Below are 23,733 nucleotides of genomic sequence, written 5' to 3'. Positions count from 1 at the left end.
GACACTGCCCTGGGCAGTATGTCAACGTTGTTTCGTGCCGGAAAAGAGAACGACCACCGCCTATGCGCTGCTCGGACTGCTGTCGGTCCGGTCGTGGACGACCTACGAGCTGGCCAAGCAGGTGCAGCGCAGCCTGAACTGGTTCTGGCCGCGAGCCGAACGCAAGCTCTACGACGAGCCGAAACGGCTGGTCGCCGGGGGGCTTGCGACCGCGGTGCAGGAGCAGCAGGGCAAACGGCCGCGCACCGTTTACCAGATCACCCCGGAGGGACGTGCCGCGCTGGGCGACTGGCTCGGTGAGCCACCCGCGCCGCGCACCCTCGAATTCGAGGGCATGGTCAAAATCTTCTTCGCCGACGGCGGCTCGCTCGACCAGCTCGTCGGCACGCTCGACGCGATCGAGGAAGAGGCGATCGAGCGGATGTCGGCGCTCGCCGAGATGGCGGCAGCGCCGCCGGTGTTCCCCGAGCGCGCCCATATCTCGGCGCTGACCATGAAGCTGCACTTCGCTCAAGAGGATGCGGTGCTGCAGTGGGCTCGGTGGGCGAAGGAGCAAGTAACGCAGTGGGAGAGTGCGCGGGACGCGGGGGAGTGGGATTGGGCCGGGGAATTGGCACGGTTGGTGGCCGCTGTGCGGACCTCCGCGCACACTCGGTCATCCGGCGCTGTCTGCGGCTAGTATTCGAAGCCGGTCGCCGCTAAGAGGGGGTTGCATTGGTGCAAGAGTCGGTGGATACGGACGAGCCCGCCACCGCCAAAGCGGAACCGACGCGCCACGCGCAGAAATCGGAACCCGTGGTCGAACGCGGTCGCGTGTCGGTGTGGCATCGGCAATTGAACCGATACGCCTTCGGCGGTCTGACCGTCGCGTTGGTGTTCCTGTGGTTCTCGGCGACGCCCTCCCTGCTACCGCGCGACCCGTTCTTCCAAGGATTGGTCGCTGGGGCCTCGGCCGCGATCGGCTACGGCGTCGGCGTGTTCCTCACCTGGCTCGCCCGGTACCTCGTATCGCGGGAGGACCCGTGGCCCCGACCCCCGCGGTGGGCGTGGCTGACCCTCGGCGTGGTGGCGCTCGCGGGTACCGCGTTCATGATCTATTGGTTCGCGCAGTGGCAGAACGAGGTTCGCGATCTGATGGGGGTCGATCGGCTGCCGTGGACGGCGTATCTCGAGGTCGCGGTCTTCACAGCGCTGGTGTTCATCCTATTGATGACGATCGGACAGCTCTGGGGCGCAGGCGTCCGGCGGCTGAGCCGATGGCTCGGCCGGTACGTACCGCCGCGGATCTCCGGCGTCGTGGGTGCCGCCGTCATCATTTTGCTGACCGTGTTCATCCTCAACGGCGTCATCGTGGACAAGGGAATGTCCGCCCTCAACGCCTCCTTTGCCGCGGCGAACAATGAGACCAAGGCCGATTCGGTGCCCCCGACCTCGCCGTTGCGGTCCGGTGGTCCCGGGTCTTTGGTCACCTGGGATTCGCTGGGGCGCGAAGGCCGAGTCATCATCTCCAAGGGCCCGACCCAAGCCGAACTCGAGCAGTTCAACGGCACGCCCGCGCTCGAACCGATCCGGGTGTACGCCGGTCTGGACTCGAGCGATTCGATCCGGGAGCGTGCGGATCTCGTTGCGCGCGAACTCGAACGAACGGGCGGCCTGCAGCGGGCGGTCGTTGCGGTCGGATCGTCGACCGGCAGCGGCTGGGTCAACAAGGCCACCCTCGACTCGCTCGAGTACATGTACAACGGCGACACCGCGATCGCGAGCATGCAGTACTCGTACCTGCCGAGTTGGTTGTCGTTCCTCGTCGACAAGGAACGGGCCCGGCAGGCCGGTCAGGCGCTGTTCGAGGCGATCTCCGAACGGGTGCAGGCGCTGCCCGAAGCGGAGCGGCCCAAGCTGGTCGTATTCGGCGAAAGCCTCGGCTCGTTCGGCGGCGAGGCCGCCTTCGGCACCATTCCGGATATCGCCGCCCGCACCGACGGGGCGCTGTTTTCCGGCCCGACATTCAACAACTCGCTCTGGCAGGACACCACCAACCAGCGTGACCCGGGCACACCCCAGGTTCTGCCGGTCTACGACAACGGTGCCACGGTGCGCTTCATCGCCGACCCGTCCGACCTTTCCACCCCCACGGCGGCGTGGGAGGGGAGCCGGATCGTCTACCTGCAGCATGCGAGCGACCCGATCACGTGGTGGTCACCGCGACTGATGCTGAACAAGCCGGAGTGGCTCGACGAACCGCCCGGCCGGGACGTGCTCGATGCGATGACGTGGATGCCGTTCGTCACCTTCCTGCAAGTGTCGGCAGACATGGCGGTGTCGACGGGTGTGCCGGACGGACACGGGCATGACTATCTTTCGGCGATTCCCTACGCATGGGGGCAGATTCTGCAGCCGCCGGGTTGGACGGACGCGAAGACGGAGGCGTTGCTGCCGCTGTTGAGTCGCGACTAGATCGCGGGTGCGCCCGCCCTCGGCGGGCAGCAGGGCGGACAACGCCCTCAGGAGTCGGAGAGGAGCATCCTCGTTGACGGAGGGTGCCGATAGGCTGAGCGTGCTCGGCTACACAGGCCGCACCGCCCGCGGCGTGAAGATGTCCGTCTCCCGCTGCCCGCCGGTCCACGGTGGGACCACCCGCTGCATCCGATCCGCTATGAGGAATTCACGCCGCATGTCGGCGGGCAGTTGATCGAACGGCGAGACCTGGGATGCGTGCGCGGCGATCGCGGACTCACGGGCGGCGAGGTGAGTCGTCGTGTCCACCACTGTCGTGATGAGCTCGTCCGGCGTCCCGGGTGCCTCGATGTAGGACTGCGCGGAGTCCGGATTGTGTTGTCCCACATAGTCGAGCCAGCGCTGCATCAGCGACTTGGGTAGGCATTGCAGGTAGACGCGGTCGACTCGCCACTGCGCGTCGCGCACCGCGACGACCGTCGCGTCGCGCATCTTGAGGTGGTCGCGATGACCGTCGCCGGCGTCGAGGGTCACGACCACGGTCGGCCGGAAGGTCTCGATATGCGCGCGGACCTGCCTGCACACGTCGTCGAACGGTGCGCCCTCAAGCGTCGCGACATCGGCGTCGCCGTCCATTCCGGAGTCGAGGTAGTCGAGGAGGTGAACCTCGGACACTCCGAGCATGCCTGCGGCCGTGCGTAATTCCGCCTCTCGTATGCGGCCGAGGTCGGCGGCGTCGATACCGCTGCCCGGTGCGGGCTGACCAGCCTCGCCGCGGGTCGCGCACAGGACCGCGGTGGTGGCACCGGCCGCCCGCGCATGCAGGAGGAGCGACCCGCACCCAAACGTCTCGTCGTCTGGGTGCGCGACCACGACGAGGAGACGCTGGACCCCTTCGATCGCCATAGGCACAGTGTGCCCCGCGGCGCGAGGTGAGTACGACCGGTTAACTTGCAGCTAAGGTCCCGCGTGCCTAGACTGTGATGCGCGTCACATTCGGATGGCCCACGTGGCCGTGTGCTACCGCACCGCGGGCAGGGGTGTCGCACCGAGCGTCGGCGTCGCGGACACGTCCACTCCGTCGAGTGGACCTCGAGAGCGGTGATGTCCGTTGACTCAAACGGCGAGTCACGGCTGATGGCGCAACTCCTCGGCTTCTTCTTCGCGCTCTACCTGATCATGATGATCGTCGGTGTGGTCGTCATGATCGCGGCGGTGATTGGCGCTCTCGTCCTCCTGTTCTTTCTGTTCGTGGCCATCGCGAAGACGTGTGAGGCGATCTACGAGAACCATCAGGAGCGCCGCCGGGACCGCGAGATCAAGGAATACGAGCACAGGGCCGCGCTGCGCCGGATCGCCAACCGGGCCGAGCGTCAGCATCAGCTCTATCTGCAGGGCGACCCGCGTGGCCTGTATGGCATGTACACGCCGTTCGATCTGAGCGAGCCGATGCCCCCGATGCCGAAGGTGCACAACAAGAGCAAGAAGAAGCGTAAATGACCTATCGCACATCGCGATCGATCGCACAGGAGAGGAACGGAGTTGGCAATCGCCGGCGGGCGCCATGTCCATTGGTGGCTTGCCGGCGACGGATTCGAAGAGAGAAACGACATGTCTGGATTGGTACGCAAGAGTTTCGATTCGCCCGAGGAGACCCGTCCCTTCGAAGACGGCAAAGGAAAGCTGGATTTGGTCAACCTGGAGCACGGCGGTGTGGGCAGGGCGGTCTTCGAGCCCGGCTGGAAGTGGTCGCTGCACGTCAAGCCGATCGCCCAGACGGACAGCTGCCAGGCAGCGCACATGGGCTACTGCATTTCGGGACGGATGGTGGTCAAGATGGATGACGGCGAAGAGGCGGAAATCGGGCCTGGCGACTTCATGACGGCCGAACCCGGCCACGACGCATGGGTCGTCGGCGACGAAGCCTGCGTGATGATCGATTGGCAGGGCTTCGCCGACTACGCCAAGCGCTGAGCGGGTAAGTGCCCCCGGCAGGACTCGAACCTGCGACCTAGAGATTAGAAGGCTCTTGCTCTATCCACCTGAGCTACGGAGGCGCGCGCACATCTTATCCGCTCCGCGCATCGCCCTACCGCAACCGGCTCAGGACTTCTCCCGATTCCCGACCTAGTATCGAGGCGAGTGTTGGGAAGGTCACTAATGCGCGACGTGCTCGAAGATCTACTGGCGGTGTGGCGGTCCGGCGGGACCGCGGGTGTTGGCACGGTGGTTCGCACATTCCGTTCCGCGCCGCGGCCGGCGGGCGCCTCGATGGTGGTTGCGCCGGACGGCACCGTGAGCGGATCGGTGTCCGGCGGGTGTGTCGAGGGCGCCGTCTACGACCTGGCGACCGAGGTGGTCGCGAACGGCGCTCCCGCACTGCAGCGCTACGGCGTGAGTGACGACGACGCGTTCTCGGTCGGGCTGACCTGCGGCGGCATCCTCGATGTCTTCGTCGAACCGGTGTCGCGGGAGACCTTCCCCGAACTCGACGCGGTCGCCGCCGACATCACCGACCATCGGCCGGTCGCCGTCGCCACGGTGATTGCCCACCCCGACGAGAGCTGGATCGGCCGGCGGATGGTGCTGCGCCCGGACGAAGGGTTTGGATCGGTGGGTTCGTTGCGCGCCGATGACGCCATCGCCGACGACGCGCGCGGACTGCTCGCGGCCGGCCGTAACGCGGTGCTCACCTACGGCCCTGATGGTCAGCGCCGCGGCGAGGGCATGAATGTTTTCGTGTCCAGTTACGCACCGCGGCCACGCATGCTGGTGTTCGGTGCGATCGACTTCGCTGCCGCGGTCGCGCAGCAAGGCTCGTTCATGGGATACCGGGTCACGGTGTGCGATGCGCGCCCGGTGTTCGCCACCGCGGCCAGGTTCCCCGGCGCCGACGAAGTCATCGTGGACTGGCCGCATCGCTATCTCGCCGCGCAGGCCGAGGCGGACGCGATCGACTCGCGCACGGTGATCTGTGTGCTCACGCACGACCCCAAGTTCGATGTGCCGCTGCTCGAGGTCGCGTTGCGGCTCCCGCAGGTGGCCTACGTGGGGGCGATGGGTTCGCGGCGCACCCACCTCGATCGGCTCGATCGGTTGCGCGAAGCAGGACTGCTCGACAGCGAGCTCGAACGACTGTCCAGTCCCATCGGGTTGGACCTCGGCGCGCGGACGCCGGAGGAAACGGCGGTCTCGATCGCAGCGGAGATCATCGCGCAGCGTTGGGGCGGAACCGGGGTGCGGCTCACCGGCGCCGAGGGCCGTATTCATCGGCACGAGCTGCACGAGGACGCCGGCGTCGAAATCGCCTGATCAAATCCAGCCAACGACGCCGCGGGGGCGCCACTCGGCGCACGGAACTTGACGTGCGACTAGTTGAATGCGCAAGCTGTAATCCCGAGGTGTGAGGTGTATCACATGCAAGTTCCTGGGCCTTTCGAATACGAGCGCGCAACCGGCGTCGATCACGCCATAGATCTGTTGGACCGGCTCGGGGAGGAGGCTCGGATCGTCGCCGGCGGGCACAGCCTGCTGCCGATGATGAAACTCCGCCTCGCCAACCCCGAGTACCTCATCGACATCAACGACCTGACCGGGGAACTCGGCAATCTCACCGTCGAACCAACCCTCGTCCGCATCGGCGCCATGGTGCGACATCGGCAGCTGCTCGAGTCCGAACCGCTCGCCCGCGATTGCCCGATCTTCCGGGATGCGGAACGGGTCATCGCCGACCCGGTCGTTCGCAATCGCGGCACCATCGGCGGCTCGCTGTGCCAGGCGGACCCGGCCGAGGACCTGACCACTGTGTGCCTGGTGCTCGGCGCGACCTGCGTGGCGCGCGGCCCGGGCGGTGAGCGCGAGGTCCACATAGCAGACCTGATCACCGGCCCGTTCGAGACCTCGTTGGCGCACAACGAGATCCTCACCGAGGTTCGGGTGCCGCTGCGGCTCGGCGCGTCGAGCGCCTACGCCAAAGTCGAACGGCGCGCCGGCGATTGGGCAATCGCGGCTGCAGGTGCATCGGTCACTCTGTCCGGCGGCGCGATCGGCTCTGCCCGTATCGGGCTCACCGCGATCAATCCCAATGCCGAAGCTGTCGCGGCGATCGGCGAGTACCTCGCAGGCAACGCGCCGACAGCAGACGTGTTCGCCGAGGCCGGTCGCCGCGCTTCGCAGGCATGCGAACCGGTCACCGATACCCGCGGCACCTCCGACTACAAGCGGCATCTCGCCTCGGAGTTGACGATTCGCACGTTGACGACAGCTGTCGACCGTGCCCAGCGGCATCTCGACGGAAAGGACTAGCGACATGCAGGTATCCATGACCGTGAATGGCAAAGAGGTCAGTGGCGATGTCGAGCCGCGCATGCTGCTGGTGCACTTCCTGCGCGACGAATTGCGCATGACCGGCACGCACTGGGGTTGCGACACGAGCAACTGCGGCGCGTGCGTGGTCACCATGGACGGTGAACCGGTGAAATCGTGCACGGTACTCGCGGCGATGGCCGCCGGGCACGAGATCCGCACGGTCGAAGGACTCGAGGTCGACGGCGAACTCGACCCGGTGCAAGAAGGCTTCATGCAGTGCCACGGACTCCAATGCGGGTTCTGCACGCCGGGAATGATGTTGACCGCGCGGGCACTGCTCGATCGCGTCCCGGACCCGGATGAGGAAACCATCCGTGAGGCGATCTCCGGGCAAATCTGCCGCTGCACCGGCTACACCACCATCGTCCGCTCCGTGCAATGGGCGGCGGCGCATCCCAAGGGCGCCGAGATCGGAAGTTCGTCATGACGACAATGGAGAACCGGCCGCAATCCGGTAGCCGAAAGATCGACAGCGTTGACAACGATCACAAGCCCTGCGGCCACGGCAAAATGCTCCGCAAGGAGGATCCCCGGTTCATCCGCGGGCACGGCAACTACGTCGACGATGTAGTCCTGCCGGGCATGGTGCACATGGCGGTGCTGCGCTCACCGCTCGCGCACGCCAAGCTCGTCTCCATCGATACCAGTGCCGCACTGGCGCATCCGAAGGTCATCGCTGTGATCACCGGGGCCGACCTGGCCGCCAAGGGCCTGGCCTGGATGCCGACGCTGTCCAACGATGTGCAGGCCGTCCTCGCCACCGACAAGGTCCGGTTCCAGGGCCAGGAGGTCGCCTTCGTCATTGCCGAGGACCGCTATTCGGCACGGGACGGGCTCGAACTCGTCGATGTCGAGTACGAGCCGATCGATCCGGTGATCGACGTGCGCCATGCGCTAGCGCCGAATGTGCCGGTGATCCGAACCGATCTCGAGGGCAAGAACGACAACCACTGCTTCGACTGGGAAACCGGCGATGCCGCCGCCACCGATGCCGCGTTCGCCAAGGCGGATGTGGTGGTGACGCAGGAAATCGTTTATCCACGAACGCATCCCGCACCGATGGAGACCTGCGGCGCGGTGGCCGATCTGGACCGCATCACCGGCAAGCTCACGCTCTGGACCACGAGCCAGGCGCCGCATGCGCACCGCACGGTGTACGCGCTCGTCTCCGGAATTCCCGAGCACAAGATCCGCATTATTTCGCCCGATATCGGCGGCGGATTCGGCAACAAGGTGCCGATCTATCCCGGCTATGTGGGCGCGATCGTGGCATCGCTCGTGCTCGGGGTGCCGGTGAAATGGATGGAGGACCGCAGCGAGAACCTGATGAGCACCGGGTTCGCGCGTGACTACGTCATGCTCGGCGAGATCGCCGCGACCAAGGATGGGAAGATCCTCGCGATCCGTTCCAAGGTCCTCGCCGATCATGGCGCGTTCAACGGCACCGCTGCCCCGATCAAGTACCCGGCCGGCTTCTTCGGCGTGTTCACCGGCAGCTACGACATCGAGGCCGCGTACTGCTCGATGACGGCCGTCTACACCAACAAAGCCCCGGGTGGGGTGGCGTACGCGTGCTCGTTCCGGATCACCGAGGCCGTGTACTTCGTCGAGCGGCTTGTCGATTGCCTCGCCTACGAGATGAAGCTGGATCCTGCCGAACTGAGGTTGCGAAACCTGTTGAAGCCGGACCAGTTCCCGTACAAGAGCAAGACCGGCTGGGTGTACGACTCCGGCGACTACGAGACGACCATGCGCAAGGCCATGGAGATGATCGGCTACGACAAACTCCGTCGCGAACAGGCCGAGAAGCGGGAACGTGGCGAGCTGATGGGCATCGGCATGGCGTTCTTCACCGAGGCGGTCGGGGCCGGTCCACGCAAGGACATGGACATCCTCGGCCTCGGCATGGCCGACGGCTGCGAACTGCGGGTGCATCCGACGGGCAAAGCGGTGGTACGCCTCTCTGTGCAAACCCAGGGGCAGGGCCACGAGACGACGTTCGCGCAGATCGTCGCCGAGGAACTCGGCATCCCACCGGACGACATCGACGTGGTGCACGGCGACACCGATCAGACTCCGTTCGGGCTCGGCACCTATGGCAGCCGGTCCACGCCGGTGTCCGGCGCGGCCGCCGCACTCGTCGCGCGCAAGGTCAGGGACAAGGCGAAGATCATCGCCTCCGGAATGCTCGAGGTGTCCGTGGCCGATCTGGAATGGGAGAAGGGCTCGTTCCACGTCGCAGGCGACCCATCCGCGTCGGTGACGATTCAGGACATCGCCATGCGCGCACACGGCGCGGGGGATCTGCCCGAAGGAATCGAGGGTGGGCTCGAAGCCCAGATCTGTTACAACCCAGAGAATCTCACCTATCCCTACGGTGCGTACTTCTGTGTGGTCGACGTCGATCCGGGCACGGCGGTCGTGAAGGTTCGGCGGTTCCTCGCCGTCGACGACTGCGGCACCCGGATCAATCCGATGATCATCGAGGGTCAGGTGCACGGCGGCATCGTCGACGGCATTGGCATGGCGTTGATGCAGTTCATCGAGTTCGACGAGTTGGGCAACTGCCTCAGCGGATCGTTCATGGATTACCTGATTCCGACGGCGCTCGAGGTGCCCCATCTCGAAACCGGTTTCACCGTGACGCCGTCGCCGCATCATCCGATCGGTGCCAAGGGAATCGGTGAGTCGGCCACCGTCGGGTCGCCGCCCGCCGTGGTCAATGCCGTGATCGACGCGCTCGCGCCCTACAACATCCGGCACGCGGATATGCCGCTGACACCCTCGCGGGTGTGGGAGGCGATGCAGGGCAGGGCAGTTCCGCCCATCTGAGGAGATCAGGAGTGCTCGTGAACATGTCCGCGCGTGCTGCGCAGTTGGCCGAACAACGGCGGCCATTCGTCCACGCCCGGGTGGTGCGCGCGCAGCCACCTACCTCCGCGCACCCGGGGGATGAGGCGATTCTGTTGCAGGACGGCACGCTCGAGGGTTTCGTGGGCGGGCAGTGCGCGCAGAATTCGGTTCGCACGGTCGGGCTCGACGCGTTGCAGAGCAACGAAAGTGTGCTGCTGCGCGTCCTTCCCGATGGCGCGGTCGACTTCCCCGATGCGCCGGGAGCGTCGGTCGTGGTGAACCCATGTCTGTCCGGCGGGGCGATGGAAATTTTCCTCGAACCGCAGGTGCCGGCACCGCTGCTACTGCTCTCCGGCGGAACCCCGATCGCAGACGCACTGGCCGACGTCATGGGTCTGCTCGGATTCGCGGTGCAGCGCAACGATGCCACCGAAGTCGCCGATCCCGAGACGCTGAGCGGTGTGACGGCCATGGTGATTGCCAGTCACGGTGGCGCGGAATCGGAGTCGATCCGCGCCGCCCTCGACGCGGGTGTGGGCTATATCGGGCTGGTGGCCAGTCGCACACGCGGCGCCGCAGTGCTCGCGGAACTCACCCTCGACGACGCGGAGCGCGCGCGGGTGCACACTCCGGTCGGACTGTGGATCGGTGCGCGGACGGCGCCGGAAATCGCGGTATCGATCGCGGCGGAGTTGGTCAAAGCCATTCGCCTCGAAGGACTTCCGGTCGATCGTGACGCCGAGCCCGAGACACCCACGCAGGCGATCGATCCGGTGTGCGGCATGACCGTCGTCATCGGTAGTGATACACCACATTTGGAGCTGTCGGGCGAGCAGTTCTGGTTCTGCTCGACGGGCTGTCGCGCTGCCTACGCGCGCGACGGCGGCACGTGACCCCCGCCCGGTCGCTGTTCGCCGACGTGGCGGACGTGACGCGGCGGTTCGACGCGGCCGATCATTTGCTCGACACCGGAACCGCGGCGGCCATCCATCTGGCCACCGCGCTCGGCCGCCCGCTGTTGCTCGAAGGCGAGCCGGGTGTGGGTAAGACGTCGGCGGCGAAGACGCTCGCTGCCGTGCTCGACGTGCCGCTGGTGCGGTTGCAGTGCTACGAGGGACTTGCCGCGAACGAGGCGCTCTACGACTGGAACTATCAGCGTCAGTTGCTCTCGATCCGGCTCGCCGAAGCGCGCGGAGACCAGATCACCGAATCCGACCTGTTCACCGACGAGTTCCTCGTCGAACGGCCGATCCTGCGGTGTGTCCGGTACCGAGGTGAGCGCCCCCCGGTGCTGCTGATCGACGAAATCGACCGTGCGGACGACGAATTCGAGGCGCTGCTGCTCGAGTTTCTCGGCGAGTCGTCGGTCACCGTCCCGGAACTGGGCACCTTTGCCGCGCAGCATCCCCCGGTCGTTGTGCTCACCTCCAACCGCAGTCGCGACCTGCACGACGCGCTGCGCCGCCGCTGTATGTATCACTGGATCGATTACCCGTCGCCGCATCGCGCGGTGGCGATCGTCCGCCGCACCGTGCCCGGGGCCGGCGCGGCGCTCATCGAGCAGGCCACGACGTTCGTCGGCCGGGCTCGCGATCTCGACCTCGACAAACCACCCGGGGTCGCCGAGACGATCGACTGGGTTGCTGCACTCGCGGTACTTGGCGTGGGTGATCTGGTGCGCGACGACGCGGTGGTGAGCCTGGGGGCGCTGGCCAAGACCCCCGACGACCGGAACACGATCGGACTCGCCTTCGGTGAGTTCACCGCCGGTCGCGCCGCGGGCTGACGAGCCGGACACGCCGTGCTGGCCGGTGTCGATCTCGCTGCCTTCGCCGTCGCGCTCGTCGCGCGGCTGCGCGATGGGGGAGTCGTGGTGCCCGCCGACGGGCCCGCCGTGTTCGTCGCCGCGCTGGCTCTGACGCGCCCGGGGGGACGGACCGAGCTGTACTGGATCACCCGGCTGGCCCTGGTGAACCGCGCCGAGGACCTCGCGGCGTTCGACGCGACATTCGCGGCAGTCTTCGACGACGCGGTTCTCGCGGTGGATCCGGTCGCGCGGGGATCCGCATCCGGTCGCGCCGATGCGGCGCAGCGCGCGGACGACGCCGCCTCGAACGACCCGGACGCGGCAACGGTCGGCTGGGTGACGCTCTCGACGACCACCGGCCGGCCCGACCAGTTCGAACCGACCGCCCCGCCGATCGGGCTTTTGCCGAGCCGGCTGGCCGGCCGAGCGGACGAGCCGTTCGCAGACTTCGACCCAGCCGATCTGCGACTGCTCGGATCGTGGCTCGAGCATGCCGCGGCGAACTGGCCCCGGCGGCGCACCCGCCGCCGGGAACCGCATCCACACGGGACGCTCGTCGATCTGCGCGCGACGATGCGTGCCTCGCGCACGACGGGGTGGGAACCCGTGCGCCTGACCCGGACACGACCGCGCCGACGGCCGCGACGGATCGTGCTCGTCTGCGACGTCAGTCGATCGATGCAGCCCTACGCCGCGATGTATCTGCATCTGATGCGGGCCGCGGTCGCACGCCCGGGTGCGGACCGAGCCGAGGTTTTCGCGTTCGCCACCACTCTGACCCGGCTCACCGCGGTGCTTTCCCATCGCAGCGCAGACGTCGCGCTGGCCCGGGCCAACGCGCGCGTCGTCGATCGCTACGGCGGAACACACATCGGCTCGAGTTTGACCGAATTGTTTGCCTCGCCGCACGGAAACGCACTGCGCGGAGCCATCGTGCTGATCGCTTCCGACGGCTGGGACACCGACGACCCAGCGGTTCTCGCCAAGGCGATGAACCGGATCCGCGGCCGTGCGCACCGGGTGGTGTGGCTCAATCCGCGCGCGAGCGAACCGGCATTCGAACCGCGCACCCGGTCCATGACGGCGGCACTGCCGTTTTGCGACGCTCTCCTACCGGCACACTCGCTTACCGCGGTGCGCGACCTGCTCGGCGAGGCCGGTCCGTTTGGGTGAACCGCGCCCGTTTGGGTGCGTTTCCGCAGGCCACCTATCCTTGGAGCTATGGCATCACCCGAAGTTGCGTCTTCACCGAGCGCCACGAGGACCGCCGAATCGGGTTCGGGCCCGCTGTTCGTGGTCGTCGCCGCCGTTGCCGGTGTCGTGGCCGCTCTGGTCGTCGCGTTGTCCGCAGCGCAGGCACTCGTACTGCTCGGCATTCCCGATCCCGGCCCCCTGACCACCTACGGGCTGCCCGCGGTGCGGGCTGTCGGGGAAATCGCCGCGGTCATCGCGATCGGGTCGACACTGCTCGCCGCATTCCTCGTACCGCCACAGCGCAGCGGGCTGCTCGACGTCGACGGCTACCGCGCGATCCGCGTCGCGGGCGGTGCGGCAATGACATGGGCCGCGTGCGCGTTGCTGCTCGTCCCGATGTCCATCTCCGACGCGTCCGGGCAACCGCTGCGCGAGGTGCTCGTCCCGTCGAACCTGTGGAACGCCTACAGCCAGGTGCAGGCCGCGTCGGTGTGGATGTGGACTGCGGTCCTCGCGCTGCTGCTCGCGATTGGCTGCCGCTCGGTGCTGCGTTGGGGATGGACCCCGGTACTGCTCGCGCTCGGGCTGGGCACGCTCATGCCGCTTGCGTTGAACGGGCATTCGTCCGCCGGTGGAGCGCACGACGTTGCGACCAACAGCCTGATCCTGCACCTCGTCGCGGCCTCACTGTGGGCCGGCGGACTGTTCGCGCTGCTCGCGCACGCCCGGCGCGGCGGCGCGCACACCGATGTCGCCGCCCGGCGATTCTCGAAGGTCGCCACCGTTGCGCTCGTCGTGATGGCGCTCAGCGGAGTGATCAACGGCCTGGTGCGTATCCCGATGTCGGACCTGTTCACGACCACCTACGGACGGCTGGTGATCGCCAAGGCCGTCGCGCTGGTCGCGATCGGGCTCGTCGGCCTGGCGCAGCGCCGCCGCGCACTGCCCGCGCTGGCCGCCGATCCGACGTCGCGCGCTGCGCTGATCCGGTTCGCCGGTGTGGAGGCGATGCTGTTCGCCGCGACCATCGGGCTCGCCGTGGGACTCGGCCGGACCCCGCCGCCCGCGGACGTGAATCTGGACCTGAGCCTGACCGAGGCGGAACTCGGCTACAACCTCGATGCCCCGCCGACGCTCGCCCGGCTCATGTTCGACTGGCGCTTCGACCTCATCTTCGGAACCGCGGCGATCGTGTTGGCCGTCGTCTACCTGCTCGGAGTTCGGCGCCTGCACAAGCGCGGGGACAGCTGGCCCGTCGGGCGCACCGTGGCGTGGGTGCTCGGCTGCGCCACGCTGCTGTTCGCCACCTCGTCGGGCGTGGGTCGCTACGCCCCGGCGATGTTCAGCGTGCACATGGGTTCGCATATGGCGCTGTCGATGCTGGCGCCGGTGCTGCTCGTGCTGGGCGGGCCGATCACGCTCGCGCTGCGCGCGCTGCCGCCCGCCGGACGAGAGGGGATCCCCGGCGCGCGCGAGTGGTTGCTCGCCGCGGTGCACAGCCCGGTGTCGCGCTTCCTGACCCATCCGATCGTGGCCTCGGTGTTGTTCGTCGGGGGCTTCTACGCGCTGTACCTGGGCGGCATCTTCGGCGCGAACGTCGACTCGCACGCCGCGCACCTGCTGATGACCGGGCACTTCCTGCTCAGCGGTTATCTGTTCTATTGGGTCGTGATCGGCATCGACCCGGCGCCGCGGCGGCTCGAACCGATCACCAAGCTCGCGATGGTCTTCGGCTCGCTGCCGTTCCACGCGTTCTTCGGCGTCGTGCTGATGGGCATGGACACCGTGATGGGCGGCTGGTTCTACCGCAGTCTTAATCTGAGCTGGAACTCCGACCTGCTCGCCGACCAGCGACTCGGCGGCGGCATTGCCTGGGCCACCGGCGAGTTGCCGCTGGTGCTGGTGATGCTGGCGCTGCTGATCCAGTGGTCGCGCACCGACGAACGCGCGGCGCGGCGGATCGACCGTGCTGCCGATCGCGACGACGACGCCGACCTCGCGGCGCACAACGCGATGTTCAGAGAACTCGCGCGGCGGGATCACGAGCAGGGGCTGTAGCTCGCTGCTCGTGCTCGGGTCCGCGGTGATCACGAGCGAATGGCCCCGAGCTGCGGCGTGTCGGAGGCCATTTGTTCTTGATCGACGGGGCGGGGTGCACCAGGTGCCGGCGCCGGAGCCCAAGCACAAGCCACCGACAGAATCGCCGCTCGCGGGTGTCGAATCGTGGATCTGTGGATAAGTCCGGATTCATCCCCAATCCGCGATCGGGGTCCCGAACGGCTCCCGGCCACGGCAGGCTCATCGGTGCGGGCACGGTCAGTGCCCGGGGACCGACGAATCACCTGGGGGCGAAATGTACGAGGCACATGCGGCGGTGGTGGGGACCGTGATCACCGATCCGGTTCGGCGCAGGATGCGTAACGACGAAGAGGTGCTCAGTTTCCGGATGGCCAGCAACGCTCGCCGACAGGACCGCGTGAGCGGCGAGTGGGTGGACAGCGGGACGCTCTATCTGAGCGTGAGCTGCTTCCGGCGGCTGGTTGACAACACGGATGCCTCGATCGGGCGTGGCGATCCGATCATCGCTTACGGCCAGTTGCGGACGAACCGGTACACCACCCGCGACGGTATCGAGCGAACCGATCTCGAGATGCGGGCCAACGCGATTGGACCCGACCTGGCCCGCTGTGTGGCTGTGGTCCGGCGGCACGAGGCGAAGGTGACGAGTATCTCCGCGGAACCCGCGGAGGAACCCGCCACGGACTCGGATCCGACGCCGTTGCAGGAAGCGGTGGGTGCCTGACGGTGCGGATGACGGCGCGCGCCGGGATGCGGTGGCTACCGGCGCTCGTCGGCACCGATAGGCTGTGACGCATGGCGGAGTTCATTTACACGATGAAAAAAGTGCGCAAGGCGCACGGTGACAAGGTCATCCTCGACGACGTCACAATGAGCTTCTACCCGGGGGCCAAGATCGGTGTCGTCGGCCCCAACGGTGCAGGTAAGTCCAGCATCCTCAAGATCATGGCCGGCATCGACCAGCCCAGCAACGGTGAAGCATTCCTCGACCCCGCGGCTACCGTCGGCATCCTGATGCAGGAGCCGTCGCTCAACGAGGAAAAAACGGTCCGCGGAAACGTCGAGGAAGGCCTCGGCGAGATCAAGGTCAAGCTCGACCGCTACAACGAGATCGCCGAACTCATGGCCACCGACTACTCCGACGAGCTGATGGAGGAGATGGGCACCCTGCAGGAGGCCCTCGACCACGCCGACGCGTGGGACGTCGACTCGCAGCTCGAGCAGGCGATGGACGCGCTGCGCTGCCCGCCGCCGGACGAGCCGGTCACGCACCTGTCCGGTGGCGAGAAGCGTCGCGTCGCGCTGTGCAAGCTGCTGCTGAGCAAGCCCGACCTGCTGCTGCTCGACGAGCCGACCAACCACCTCGATGCCGAGTCGGTGCTGTGGCTCGAGCAGCATCTCGCCGCCTACCCGGGCGCGGTGCTCGCCGTGACGCACGACCGGTACTTCCTCGACCACGTCGCGGGCTGGATCTGCGAGGTGGACCGGGGCAAGTTGCACCCGTACGAGGGCAACTACTCGACCTATCTGGAGAAGAAGGCCGAGCGGCTCGAGGTTCAGGGCAAGAAGGACCAGAAGCTGCAGAAGCGGCTCAAGGAAGAACTCGAATGGGTGCGCTCCGGCGCCAAGGCCCGCCAGACCAAGAGCAAGTCCCGCCTGGCGCGCTACGACGAGATGGCGGCGGAGGCCGAGAAGCACCGCAAGCTCGACTTCGATGAAATCCAGATCCCGACGCCGCCGCGCTTGGGCAACGTTGTGGTCGAGGTCGATCACCTCGACAAGGGCTTCGACGGTCGAGTACTGATCAAGGACCTGTCGTTCACGTTGCCGCGCAACGGAATTGTCGGTGTGATCGGCCCCAACGGCGTCGGAAAGACCACGCTGTTCAAGACCATCGTCGGCCTCGAGGAACCGGATTCGGGCATCGTCAAGGTCGGCGACACCGTCAAGCTGAGCTACGTCGACCAGGCACGCGAGCAACTCGACCCGAAAAAGTCGGTGTGGCAGATCGTCTCCGACGGGCTCGACTTCATCGAGGTCGGCCAGAACGAGATGCCGTCGCGTGCCTATGTCAGCGCGTTCGGATTCAAGGGACCTGACCAGCAGAAGCCGTCCGGCGTGCTGTCCGGCGGTGAGCGCAACCGGCTGAACCTCGCGCTCACGCTGAAAAAGGGTGGCAACCTGATCCTGCTCGACGAGCCGACCAACGACCTCGACGTCGAGACGCTGAGTTCGCTGGAGAACGCCCTGACCGAGTTCCCCGGCTGCGCTGTGGTCATCTCGCACGACCGCTGGTTCCTCGACCGCACTTGTACGCACATCCTGGCGTGGGAGGGCAATGTCGCCGAGGGCCAGTGGTTCTGGTTCGAAGGCAACTTCGAATCGTACGAGGCGAACAAGATCGATCGCCTCGGGGCCGACGCCGCTCGGCCGCACCGTGTTACGCATCGCAAGCTGACGCGTGACTGATCGAAAGGAGCTGCGAGGGAACTCGCATGGGTAAGACGTATACGTGCGAGATCGAGGTCCGATGGGCTGACTTCGACCAGTTGGGGCACGTCAACAACGTGAAGTACCTGGAGTACGCGCAAGAAGCGCGGATCAGGTTCTTCTCGGCGTGCCTGCACGAAGCATTCGGTCGACGCGAGTCGCGGATGGTCATTCGCAAGAACGAGATCGAGTATCTGCGTCCCTACGACGACCTGACCGAGCCGCTGTACATCGACATCGAATTGACCAACATCGGTCGCACCTCGTATACCGTCCGGCATCGCATGCACAGCGCCGCCGGCGTGGTCTTCGCGCAGGCGGAGGCGGTCATGGTGAACTTCGATCCGCGGACCGGTACGAGCATTCCGCTATCCGGCGGAGAACGGGCAGCGTTGCTGGACTATCTCGTGGAGGAATCGGTGAACTGACGCCCGCGTGCCCTGGCCGAGTCGACGGATTCGAGGTGACACCACGATGACCGTTTCGCAGGATCTCAACGCCACCGAATGGGCGGCGCGGCTGCCCGACACGCTGCGCGGCGATCTCGACAATCTCGAGACCGCCTATTTTCGGCATGTCGACAAGGGCGGGGCCGTGGACAGCGCGCCCACGCAAGTGTTCCGCGAACACGTCGAACTCGCGCTGCAGCGCGCGGGAGGCGGCACGGCCTGGCGGGTCTACCGGCCCGGCGACGGAGCCGGTATCGGGGCCGCGGTGCAGATCGTCATCGACGATATGCCGCTGCTCGTCAAATCGGTGACCTCGACACTTGCCCGGCTCGGCGCGAGCTTGAGCGAATTGATTCATCCGATCTTCGAGTCCGAACGCGACGACGCGGGACGGCTGTTGCATGTCGCGCCACACGAAGCCGACGGCACGGCAAGCGGGTTCGAACTGCGCGAGTCGTGGATGCATCTGCAACTGCATCCGTCGACCGAACCCGAACTGCTCGACCGGATCGAGGAGGTCGTGCCCGAACTGCTCGCCGAGGTGCGTCAGGTCGTCGACGACTCCGAGGAGCTGCGGGGCCGGACACGCGACGTGGCCGACGAGCTCGACCGGGTAGCCGCAGGCGGTGGTGAGCCGTTCGATCCCGCGCGGCTGAGCCGCTGCGCGGACCTGATGCGCTGGCTGTCGTCCGGGCACTTCACCTTGCTCGGGTACGCCCGGTATGCCGACGACGAAGATCCGATCCCGGGCACCGCGCTCGGCGTCCTGCGCGCCGGGGCCGGTCTGGCGACCGGTATCGAGGTTCCCGGACCGGTCGGCCGCGACGACGAATCGTTGCTCATGCTGACCCAGGGTTCGGAACCGGCGATGGTCTACCGCTCCGTGCACCCGTACTTCGTGGGACTGTCCGCCTTCGACGAGGCGGGAAAGGTGATCGGGCGGCACGTGTTCGTCGGCGTATTCACCGTGTCGGCGCTGCACGAGAACGTGCTCGACATCCCGGTGATCGAGCGACGCGTGCGCGACGTCATCGAGCGCGCCGGATTCGACATCGACTCGTTTTCCGGCCAGGCGATGCTCGAGGTCATCCAATCCTTTCCGCGCTCGGAATTGTTCTCCGCGAGCACGGATGCACTGTTCACGACCACGACCGCGGTCCTCGATGTCAACCTGCGCCGTGAACTGCGGTTGTTCCTGCGCGAGGACACCTATCGGCGATTCGTGTCGTGCCTGGTATATCTCCCGCGGGATCGCTACAACACACGGGTCCGCCTGAGCATCCAGGACATCCTCGTGCGCGAGTTGGGCGGCGAATCGATCGAATACTCGGCCCGGGTCACCGAAAGCGATTTCGCCAACCTGCATTTCACCGTGCGGCCCGGTGGCGACAGCGGGGTCCTCCGCGCCGATACTTCCGAGGCCAACCGCCTGCGCATCCAGGAACTGATCGCCGAGGCGAGCCGAAGCTGGGACGACCACCTCGGCGACGAGGTCGCGGCGACCGACGAGCTCGAGCCCGCGCGGGCGCAGCACTACGCCGACGCATTTCCCGAGGCGTACAAGGAAGACTTCGACCCGCGCCGAGCAGTGCGCGACATCCTTAGACTGGAACAATTGCAAACCGGCGCAATCGATTTGCGGCTGTATCGCAACGAAGGTGCCGAGCGGGGAAACTGGCGCCTCGGGCTCTACATCGGTGGCGGCGGCGTGTCGCTGAGCCATGTGCTCCCGGTCCTGCACAGCCTCGGCGTGGAGGTGCTCGACGAGCGCCCGTATAGCGTCGAGCTCGCCGACGGTTCCGAACGCTGGATCTACGACTTCGGACTCGTCGCCGGCCCGGAATTGCTGCGCGGCGCATTGGGTCCGGACTTCGAATCCGCGCTCGTGGAAACCGCGGACGCGGATGAGCAGGGCGCCGAGCGTATCCAGTCTCAATTCACCGCTGCGTTCGCCGCGATCTGGTTCGCAAAGGCCGATGCGGACAACTTCAACGAACTCGTGCTCCGGGCCGGATTGCACTGGCGCGAGGCGGCGGTGCTGCGGGCCTACGCGAAATACCTTCGGCAGGTTCAGTTTCCTTATGTTCCGAGCAACATCGCTCGGGTGCTGCTCGCGCACCCGGAAGCCGCGCAGTTGTTCGTCGAGCTGTTCACCGCGACGTTCGACCCGGACCGGGCTTCGGCGGAGCGGGCCGCAGAGGTGGAGGCCCGGCTGCGTCAGCTTATCGATGAGGTGGTCAGCCTCGACGTGGACCGGATCATGCGCGCGATCCTCGGCTTGATCAAGGCGACGCTGCGGACCAACTACTTCATCACCGACACCGACGGCGAGCCGCAGCCGTATCTGGCGTTCAAGCTCGAGCCGGACTCGCTCGACGAACTTCCGCGGCCCCGGCCGAAATACGAGGTGTTCGTGTATTCGCCGCGCGTCGAGGGCGTGCACCTACGTTTCGGTTCGGTCGCGCGGGGTGGGCTGCGCTGGTCGGACCGGCTCGAGGACTACCGCACCGAGATCCTCGGACTGGTCAAGGCGCAGGCGGTGAAGAACGCGGTGATCGTGCCCGTCGGCGCCAAAGGTGGCTTCGTGGTGAAGAATCCGCCGGTGCTGACCGATGACGAATCGGCATACCGGCAGGCGCTGCGCGAAGAGGGCATCGCGTGCTACCGACTGTTCATATCCGGTCTACTCGACCTCACGGACAATCTCGACCACAGCACCCGCGCCGTGGTCCCGCCCGATCGCGTGGTGCGCCGCGACGGCGACGACACCTATCTCGTCGTCGCTGCGGACAAGGGCACCGCCACCTTCTCCGATACCGCCAACGAGGTCGCCCACCGGTATGGCTACTGGCTGGGGGATGCGTTCGCCTCGGGTGGCTCCGTCGGCTACGACCACAAGGAAATGGGCATCACCGCGCGCGGTGCCTGGGAGAGCGTCAAACGGCACTTTCGCGAGATGGATCGCGACACCCAATCCGAGGATTTCACCGTCGTCGGTGTCGGCGACATGAGCGGCGACGTGTTCGGCAACGGGATGTTGCTGTCGGACCACATCCGCATTGTCGCGGCCTTCGACCATCGGCACATCTTTCTCGACCCCGATCCCGATGCAGCGCAATCGGTTGCGGAACGACGCCGACTGTTCGGCCTGCAGCGCTCGTCCTGGGCGGACTACGACACCGACGCGATCAGCACCGGTGGCGGCGTGTGGGAGCGCACCCGCAAATCGATTCCGGTGAGCCCGCAGGCGCGCACGGCGCTCGGCCTCGGCGACGACGTGAGCGCGCTGCCGCCGCCGGAAATAATCAAGGCAATTCTCCGGGCGCCGGTCGATTTGCTGTGGAACGGCGGGATCGGCACCTACATCAAGGCGAGCAGCGAGTCCAACGCCGATGCCGGAGACAAATCCAACGACGCGGTCCGGGTCGACGCAATCGAGTTGCGCGCGAAGGTTGTCGGCGAGGGTGGCAACCTCGGCGTCACCGCGCTCGGCCGAATCGAGTTCGCGCGCAACGGCGGTCGGATCAACACCGATGCCCTGGACAACTCTGCCGGTGTCGACTGCTCCGACCACGAGGTCAACATCAAGATCCTGCTCGATCGGCTCGTGATCGGCGGCCAGTTGCAGGAGGACGAGCGCAACTCGCTGCTGGTCAGCATGACCGACGAGGTCGGCCGGCTCGTGCTGGCGGACAACATCTCCCAGAACTATTTGCTCGGTCTGGCTCGCTTCGACGCCGTGGAGATGCTCAATGTCTATCGCCGGGTGATCGCGGACCTCGAACGAAACCGGGCACTCGACCGGGAGTTGGAAGCGCTGCCGAGCGAGCACGAGATCGGCCAACGACGCCAGGACGGTCAGGGACTGACCTCGCCCGAGCTCGCGACGCTGATGGCGCACGTCAAGATGAGCCTCAAAGCGGATCTGCTCGCCAGCGATCTGCCCGACAGCCGGGTGTTCGGTCGGCGCCTGCCCGGGTATTTCCCTGCGCCGCTGCGCGAACGGTTCGCGACGGCCATCGGTGAGCATCCGTTGAGCAGGCAGATCGTGGCGATGCTGCTCACGAACGAGGTGGTCGATCACGGTGGCATCAGTTACGCCTACCGGCTCGCCGAGGAGGCCGGTGCCAATACGACCGATGCGGTCCGTGCGTTCGATGCGGCGACCGAGGTCTTCGGCCTGCACGGCGTGTGGGACCGGATCCGCAGCGCGTCGGCGCCCACGTCAGTGCTCGATGATCTCGAACTCGAGTCCAAGCGCACGCTGGACCGGGCATCGCGCTGGTTCCTGACGAATCGTCCGCAGCCGCTCGCGGTCGGTGCCGAGATCAACCGGTATCGCACCCGGGTCGGCGAACTGGCATCGACGGTCCCGGAGTGGATGCGCGGCTGGCACGTCTCCGACACGGACAAGCGGGCACAGTCCTATGTGCAGCGCGGGGCGCCGGAGGAGCTCGCGAACGAGGTGACCGGGCTGCTCAACCGGTTCCCCCTGCTCGACATCGTCGACATCGCGGACATCACCGACCGCGACGGCGACGAGGTGGGATCGCTGTATTACGCGCTCTACGACCATCTCGGTATCGACTGGATGCTCGTCGCGGTCACCGACCTCGCTCGCGGCGACCGGTGGCATGCGCTGGCGCGGCTCGCGCTGCGCGACGATCTGTACGGTGCGATGCGGGCGTTGACGATGAACGTCCTCGTCGGAGGGGAGCCGGATGAGGACCCGAACGAGAAGATCGCATACTGGGAGTCCACGAATCAGTCCCGGCTCGCCCGCGCGCGCACCGCGCTCGCGGAGATCTTCGAGTCGGGCACCTCTGACCTGGCAACGCTCTCGGTCGCCGCACGCCAGGTCCGCAGCATGATCAGTGGCGTCGGTAGTCAATCGGAGGTTGCGCGTTGAACGAAGGTCGGCCCGGATTCCACACCAAGGTCGAAGTGCGCTGGTCGGACATGGATGCCTTCCAGCACATCAACCACGCCCGGATGGTGACGCTGCTCGAAGAGGCGCGGATTCCCTGGCTGTTCCGCGACGGCCTGCCGACGACGGCGCTGCGCGACGGCTGCGTACTGGCAGATCTGCACGTGCGCTACCGCGGCCAGTTGCGTCATGAGGATTCCCCGCTCGACATCGTGCTGTGGGTGGAGCAGTTGCGTGCCGTCGACTTCACCGTCGGGTACGAGGTACGCGGCGCCGGGGGTTCGCCCGAGATTCCCGCGGCGGTGGAGGCTACGACGCAACTGGCCGCATTCGACATCTCCACGCAACGGTTGCGCCGGCTGAGCCCGGAGGAGCGGGGCTACCTCGCGCAGTGGCAGCGCAGCGGTTCCGCCAAGCGGTCACGTGGCTGACCGGTCGCTGCTCGTCGCCGACCCGGCGGAACGGGAGAACCTGGTCTCGTTCCTGACCAACGCCGTCCGGCTCGACGAAGCCGCGGTCGTGCGGCTGCGCAGACGCCGTGATGGTCGCGTTGCCGCCTGGGTCGCAACGGGTTTCGATGTGCTGGCCCAACGCGCTGTCCAGGCGGTGCTGACACCTGATGACGCGACGGTGGCGGCCGACGAACTACTGGCCACGTTGTCCGGAAGCGCCGGTGGATCGATCGCGCTCGGCTTTCCGATGGATTCGGCGTGGCGAGGCGCGCTGCCGCCCGAGCGGGGGTTCGTGCATGTCGATGACGTACCCGCACGTGATCTTGTCGTCCTGGCCCGCCGTGGAACCGAACTGGCCCAGGAACATTCGAGCTCGCAGGGGCCACCCGCGTCGCTGCTCGATCAGGAGGTCGTCGAGGTCAGCGGAGCCGGGCAATCGGTGGGCGTGTCGATGCGGGTCGTGTTCGCCCTCGTCGGAATGGGGTTCGTCCCGCACTCCGGAGACCAGTCATCGGCCGCCGATCTCGATCTCGATCGAATCGACCCCGCCGAGATCGTGCGGGTGCGCTGCGAGCGCAACTGGGTCAGGCTCGACGCACGGTACGGCACGGTGAGCAAGCGGCGGGGCCAGGCCCCGCCGCTGCTCATCGGACCGTGAGT

The 23,733-nt window shown here is 66.7% G+C and carries 19 protein-coding genes and 1 tRNA gene; 18 read left to right on the top strand and 2 right to left on the bottom strand.

The window, feature by feature from the left end:
* Window positions 1–34 precede the first annotated feature (34 nt).
* Together OG921_RS06580 and OG921_RS06575 are read left to right on the top strand one after the other, a co-directional pair.
* Window positions 35–679 (top strand): PadR family transcriptional regulator, encoded by a 645-nt coding sequence (locus OG921_RS06580; RefSeq protein ID WP_266111540.1) that lies wholly within the window; start codon window positions 35–37, stop codon window positions 677–679.
* A 155-nt stretch (window positions 680–834) separates the two neighbouring features.
* Entirely contained in the window at window positions 835–2,454 is a 1,620-nt protein-coding gene (locus tag OG921_RS06575) for an alpha/beta-hydrolase family protein (protein WP_266111539.1), read from the top strand.
* A gap of 108 nt (window positions 2,455–2,562) precedes the next feature.
* Here the strand turns inward: OG921_RS06575 and OG921_RS06570 are convergent, their stop codons facing one another.
* Entirely contained in the window at window positions 2,563–3,360 is a 798-nt protein-coding gene (locus OG921_RS06570; RefSeq protein ID WP_266111538.1) for a PIG-L deacetylase family protein, read from the bottom strand.
* A gap of 198 nt (window positions 3,361–3,558) precedes the next feature.
* Between OG921_RS06570 and OG921_RS06565 the strand changes: the two genes are divergently transcribed.
* Both OG921_RS06565 and OG921_RS06560 read left to right on the top strand, forming a co-directional pair.
* Complete coding sequence (locus OG921_RS06565) at window positions 3,559–3,954, top strand: hypothetical protein (protein WP_266111537.1); 396 nt, start codon at window positions 3,559–3,561, stop codon at window positions 3,952–3,954.
* Between the two features lie 42 nt (window positions 3,955–3,996).
* Entirely contained in the window at window positions 3,997–4,428 is a 432-nt protein-coding gene (locus OG921_RS06560) for a cupin domain-containing protein (RefSeq protein WP_266111536.1), read from the top strand.
* Between the two features lie 9 nt (window positions 4,429–4,437).
* Here OG921_RS06560 and OG921_RS06555 read toward each other — a convergent pair.
* Window positions 4,438–4,511, bottom strand: a tRNA-Arg gene (locus OG921_RS06555).
* Window positions 4,512–4,614: 103 nt separating this feature from the next.
* Here OG921_RS06555 and OG921_RS06550 point away from each other — a divergent pair.
* The 14 genes from OG921_RS06550 to OG921_RS06485 all read left to right on the top strand — a co-directional run bounded on the left by OG921_RS06550 (window position 4,615) and on the right by OG921_RS06485 (window position 23,731).
* Complete coding sequence (locus OG921_RS06550; RefSeq protein ID WP_266111535.1) at window positions 4,615–5,766, top strand: XdhC family protein; 1,152 nt, start codon at window positions 4,615–4,617, stop codon at window positions 5,764–5,766.
* A gap of 105 nt (window positions 5,767–5,871) precedes the next feature.
* Entirely contained in the window at window positions 5,872–6,759 is an 888-nt protein-coding gene (locus OG921_RS06545; protein WP_266111534.1) for a xanthine dehydrogenase family protein subunit M, read from the top strand.
* Window positions 6,760–6,763: 4 nt separating this feature from the next.
* The gene (locus OG921_RS06540) at window positions 6,764–7,249 is read left to right on the top strand and encodes a (2Fe-2S)-binding protein (RefSeq protein ID WP_266111533.1); all 486 of its coding nucleotides are present in this window, start codon (window positions 6,764–6,766) and stop codon (window positions 7,247–7,249) included.
* The gene (locus OG921_RS06535; RefSeq protein WP_266111532.1) at window positions 7,246–9,654 is read left to right on the top strand and encodes an aerobic carbon-monoxide dehydrogenase large subunit; all 2,409 of its coding nucleotides are present in this window, start codon (window positions 7,246–7,248) and stop codon (window positions 9,652–9,654) included. Before OG921_RS06540 ends, OG921_RS06535 begins: the two co-directional genes overlap by 4 nt.
* Window positions 9,655–9,671: 17 nt before the next feature.
* A complete protein-coding gene (locus OG921_RS06530) occupies window positions 9,672–10,568 on the top strand; it encodes an XdhC family protein (RefSeq protein ID WP_266111531.1) in 897 nt (298 codons plus the stop codon).
* 14 nt (window positions 10,569–10,582) lie between these two features.
* Window positions 10,583–11,461, top strand: coding sequence for a MoxR family ATPase (locus OG921_RS06525; RefSeq protein WP_266111649.1), 879 nt, complete (start codon window positions 10,583–10,585; stop codon window positions 11,459–11,461).
* A gap of 15 nt (window positions 11,462–11,476) precedes the next feature.
* Window positions 11,477–12,655: a VWA domain-containing protein gene (locus tag OG921_RS06520; protein ID WP_266111530.1), complete on the top strand. Its 1,179-nt coding sequence runs from the start codon at window positions 11,477–11,479 to the stop codon at window positions 12,653–12,655.
* A 48-nt stretch (window positions 12,656–12,703) separates the two neighbouring features.
* On the top strand, window positions 12,704–14,734 hold the full coding sequence (locus tag OG921_RS06515) for a cytochrome c oxidase assembly protein (RefSeq protein ID WP_266111529.1): 2,031 nt from the start codon (window positions 12,704–12,706) through the stop codon (window positions 14,732–14,734).
* Window positions 14,735–15,029: 295 nt separating this feature from the next.
* Window positions 15,030–15,479, top strand: coding sequence for a single-stranded DNA-binding protein (locus OG921_RS06510; RefSeq protein ID WP_266111528.1), 450 nt, complete (start codon window positions 15,030–15,032; stop codon window positions 15,477–15,479).
* Between the two features lie 71 nt (window positions 15,480–15,550).
* Window positions 15,551–17,224, top strand: a complete 1,674-nt coding sequence (gene ettA, locus OG921_RS06505) for an energy-dependent translational throttle protein EttA (protein ID WP_266111527.1) — start codon at window positions 15,551–15,553, stop codon at window positions 17,222–17,224.
* Between the two features lie 26 nt (window positions 17,225–17,250).
* Window positions 17,251–17,673, top strand: coding sequence for a thioesterase family protein (locus OG921_RS06500; protein WP_266111526.1), 423 nt, complete (start codon window positions 17,251–17,253; stop codon window positions 17,671–17,673).
* Between the two features lie 46 nt (window positions 17,674–17,719).
* Window positions 17,720–22,603, top strand: coding sequence for an NAD-glutamate dehydrogenase (locus OG921_RS06495; protein WP_266111525.1), 4,884 nt, complete (start codon window positions 17,720–17,722; stop codon window positions 22,601–22,603).
* On the top strand, window positions 22,600–23,052 hold the full coding sequence (locus OG921_RS06490; protein ID WP_266111524.1) for a thioesterase family protein: 453 nt from the start codon (window positions 22,600–22,602) through the stop codon (window positions 23,050–23,052). Before OG921_RS06495 ends, OG921_RS06490 begins: the two co-directional genes overlap by 4 nt.
* Window positions 23,045–23,731: a hypothetical protein gene (locus tag OG921_RS06485; RefSeq protein WP_266111523.1), complete on the top strand. Its 687-nt coding sequence runs from the start codon at window positions 23,045–23,047 to the stop codon at window positions 23,729–23,731. Before OG921_RS06490 ends, OG921_RS06485 begins: the two co-directional genes overlap by 8 nt.
* Window positions 23,732–23,733: the final 2 nt, after the last annotated feature.

Origin of the sequence: Aldersonia sp. NBC_00410 (genome assembly GCF_026342035.1) — a bacterium.
Taxonomy (GTDB): domain Bacteria; phylum Actinomycetota; class Actinomycetes; order Mycobacteriales; family Mycobacteriaceae; genus Aldersonia.
The sequence above is the reverse complement of the archived record's forward strand: the minus strand, read 5'-3'. Positions and strand labels throughout refer to the sequence as shown.